This is a genomic window from Streptomyces kebangsaanensis, assembly GCF_001906585.1.
Taxonomy (GTDB): domain Bacteria; phylum Actinomycetota; class Actinomycetes; order Streptomycetales; family Streptomycetaceae; genus Streptomyces; species Streptomyces kebangsaanensis.
Genome location: NZ_JUJA01000012.1, coordinates 1 through 3,857 on the forward strand (window position 1 = coordinate 1; position 3,857 = coordinate 3,857).

2 protein-coding genes and 1 pseudogene are annotated in these 3,857 nt (G+C 75.0%); all 3 read left to right on the top strand.

Annotation, left to right across the window (positions count from 1 at the left end):
• A pseudogene (locus tag RH94_RS01020) lies at nucleotides 1-1,672 on the top strand (hypothetical protein); the annotation flags it as partial.
• 135 nt (nucleotides 1,673-1,807) lie between these two features.
• On the top strand, nucleotides 1,808-3,460 hold the full coding sequence (locus RH94_RS01025; protein WP_073945787.1) for a serine/threonine-protein kinase: 1,653 nt from the start codon (nucleotides 1,808-1,810) through the stop codon (nucleotides 3,458-3,460).
• Between the two features lie 71 nt (nucleotides 3,461-3,531).
• On the top strand, nucleotides 3,532-3,857 hold a 326-nt coding region (locus RH94_RS41795), incomplete at its 3' end, for a protein kinase domain-containing protein (RefSeq protein ID WP_234425438.1).

Genomic DNA, 3,857 nt, shown 5'->3' on the forward strand with positions numbered 1-3,857 from the left:
CGCCGCGTACCGCGCGGGCGCGAGGGCGGCCGCCCGCGTGCAGGAGGCCCAGCAGGGCGCACGTGCCGCGCTGCCCGGCGCCCGCCCGCCCGCCGAGGGCGAGACCCGGGCCGGCGCCGCCCCCGGAACAGGCCCGGACCGCGAGGGCCCCTCCTCCGCCCCTCCGGGCCGGATAGCTGACCCCTACGGCGTCCAGGCCCGCGCCTGGAACGGCACCGCGGCCCACACCGGGACCGGTCTCCCCCTCCCGCCCGGTGGCGCCGGCCGGCGCACGGCGCTGCCCGGGGGCGAGCCCGGCTCCGCCGCGGACCAGGGGAGCGGACACGGCACCCCGGTCGTGCCCCCTCAGGGCCGCCCCGAGCCGGGCGGCGTCCCCGCCCGTTGGGACGACCCCGCCGTCGGCACCCCCGTGCCGCGCGGACCGGCCACCGCGCTCGCGGCCGAGCGGGCCCGGCAGGCGCGGATGGCCGTGGTGGGACCGGTGACCGAGCGGTGGGCGCCGGAGCAGGCCGGGCCCGTCCACGAGAACTGGCAGCTGGCCGCGCCCATCGGGCCGGCGACCGACCTGTGGGCGCTGGGCGCGCTGCTCTTCAGGGCCGTACAGGGGCACGCGCCGTACCCGGAGGAGTCGACCGCCGAACTGGTGCAGATGGTGTGCGCCGAGCCGCCCGCCTACGCGGAGGAGTGCGGGCCGCTGCGCCCGGTCGTGGAGTCGCTGCTGCGTCAGGACCCCACCGATCGCCTGGACTTCGAGGAGCTGCGCGGCTGGCTGCGCTCACTGGTGCGGTCCGCCCCCGAGCCGGAGGCCGGCGCGCACGTCATCGCCGCCCCGCCCGCCGACTCGAGCCGACTGCCGGTCGTACGCCGCCGCGGCGAGCTGGTGCGCAGGCGGCGCGCCGGGCTGCCCGCCCCGCACGGGCGGCACAAGCGGGCCAAACGGCAGTCCCGTTCGCCGCGCAGCCTGGGCCGCACCCTGCTTCTGCTGATCCTGCTCCTGCTGGCCGCCGCGATCGCGTACGCGATGCTGTTCATGCCGAAGGCCGGCCACGGCGGCGCGGCGAACGGCGACCGCACCAGAACCGCCGGCGAGGCGAGCCCGGCCCCGGAGGAGACGGACGGAACATCCCGGCCCGGCTCCTCCCAGCCCCCGTCCCGCACCGACAACAGCCCTTCCGGGAAAGCCGGTTCGACCGAGGCACAGACCACCGCCCCCGACCTCGCCGGTGGTTTCGCCCTCCGCGAGGACCCCGCCGGTTTCCGGATCGCCGTCGCCGAGGGCTGGACCCGTGCACCCAAGAACGACCAGGGCCAAGTCGTCTACTCCCACGGTGCGTTCGAGCTGATCGTCGTACCCGGCCGGGACAGCGCCGCCGAGTTCGGCAGCGACCCGATGGCGTACCAGCGCGAGAAGGAGAGCGAGTTGCAGGGCTACCGCGCCTCCAGCTGGGCCACCTCCTCCGGGCTGCGGACCACCCAGGTGGGCGGACGCACCATGGCTGAGGGGCAGTTCACGTGGACGGGCGCGGACGGGCGGCAGCTCTTCGTGCGCAATCTGGCCGTCCTCCTCGACGGCAGGTACCACGTCGTGCAGGTCCGGGGACCCGAGGCCCAGCGGGACCAGGTGACCAAGCTGTACGAACAGGCCTCGACGACGTACCGGTTCACGGGTTGACCGCACGGACGCCCACCGGCCCCGGGAAGCGACAACCGTCACAGTCGGGACTCCTTGGGGCCCCGCCGGTTCCCCGAGAGGTGGCCGGAACTTACCCTGGCCCTGTCAAGACCATTGCGGGGAAACGTGAATCAGATGCAGGGCCTGCTCCTCGCGGGCCGCTACCGGCTCGCCGACGCCATCGGCAGCGGCGGCATGGGCCGGGTGTGGCGCGCGCACGACGAGGTGCTGCACCGGGCCGTCGCCATCAAGGAGTTGACCGCCGCGCTCTACGCCGCCGGGAACGACCAGGCGGTCCTGCTCGCGCGCACCCGGGCCGAGGCGCGCGCCGCCGCGCGGATCAACCACTCCGCCGTCGTCACCGTGCACGACGTACTGGAGCACGACGGCCGCCCGTGGATCGTGATGGAGCTGGTCGAGGGCCGCTCGCTGGCGGACGTGGTCAAGGAGCGGGGCCGGGTGGAGCCGGAAGAGGCCGCCCGGACCGGCCTGTGGGTGCTGCGCGCCCTGCGCGCCGCGCACGCCGCCGGGGTGCTGCACCGTGACGTCAAGCCCGGCAACGTCCTGCTCGGCCAGGACGGCCGTGTCCTGCTCACCGACTTCGGCATCGCCCAGATAGAGGGCGACACGACCATCACCCGCACCGGAGAGGTCGTCGGCTCGGTCGACTACCTGGCCCCCGAGCGCGTCCGCGGCCACGACCCGGGCCCGGCCTCCGACCTGTGGGCGCTGGGCGCCACGCTCTACACGGCCACGGAGGGCCTGTCGCCGTTCCGCCGCACCTCGCCGCTGTCCACCATGCAGGCGATCGTCGACGAGGAGCTCCGCGAGGCACGGTACGCCGGTCCGCTCGCACCCGTCATCACCGCCCTGCTGCGCAAGGATCCCGCCGAACGGCCGCCGGCGGAGGCGGCCGAGCAGATGCTCGCCGAGGCCGCCGAGGGGCGGCGGCCGAGCGGCGCGCAGGTGTACGTGCCCACGCAGGCGGCCGGAAACCACCGGGAAACCGTCCCGCACGCCGCCGGGACCGGTACGGCGCCCCCGACCCCGTATCCGCCGGTTACCGTGCCGACCGCGCCGACCACACCGACCGCGCCGACCGCCGTCGGCCCCGTGCCCGCCACGACGACCGCCGCCGCGCCGCCCAGGCGCCGCCTGCGCACCCTCGTCCTCCTCGTGACCCTCGCCGCGCTCGTCGGCGGCGGCACCGCGGCCGCCCTGCTGAAGTGGGACCAGGGCCGGTACCAGGGCGACGGCGCCTCCCGGTCCTCCCCGCCGGACCCCACGCCCGCCGCGGACACCGACGTCGCCGGCGACCTCCCGCCCGGATGGGTGCGCAAGAGCGACCCCTACGGCTTCAGCATCGCCGTGCCCGACGCGAGCTGGAAGCGGCAGGAGTTCGACAAGGCCACCGGCCAGGTCGACTACACGCCCGACAACGGCAAGCACTTCATCCGCGTCGCCGTCGACGACTCGCCGGACTTCCCCAGCGCGCACGCCCACCAACTCGACCTGGAACAGCAGCTCCAGCGGCTGGCCGACTACCAGCGGGTGACCCTGAAGGCCAACACCTACCGCGACCGTCCGGGCTCCCTGTGGGAGTACACCTGGACGGCCCTGGCCAAGGACACGCCCCACCCCGGCCCGCGGCACGCCGTCGAGGAGACGTACTTCTCCCGTGAGGGCGTCGAGTACGTGATCTACATGTCCTCGCCCGAGGAGGACTGGGCGAAGACCGAGAAACAGTTCAGGACCGTACTGCAGAGCTGGCAGCCGGACCGGAGCTGACCCGGCGGGGTCCGGTCCTTGGCCGGTCGGCGCCCCGGAGCGCCGCCGCCCTTTGCGGCATGATGGGGCGCATGGGGACCGAGGGGGACAACTGCCGTGTCATCGCGGGCCGTTACCGCCTTCAGGCGCGACTCGGACGCGGAGGCATGGGCGTCGTGTGGCGGGCGACCGACCAGCTGCTGGGACGGGAGGTCGCGGTCAAGGAACTCCCTTTCGACGAGACGCTGTCCGCCGAGGAGGCCGCGGTGCGGCGGGAGCGGACGGTGCGCGAGGCACGCGCCGTCGCGCAGCTGCGGCATCCGCACATCGTCGTCGTGTACGACATCGTCGAGCAGGACGAACGCCCGTACATCGTCATGGAGCCGATCGACGGCGGCTCGCTCGCCGACCGGATCGC

Coding starts and splice junctions, on each gene's coding strand:
- RH94_RS01025 (WP_073945787.1), top strand. CDS start 1,808: ATGCAGGGCCTGCTCCTCGCGGGCCGCTACCGGCTCGCCGACGCCATC.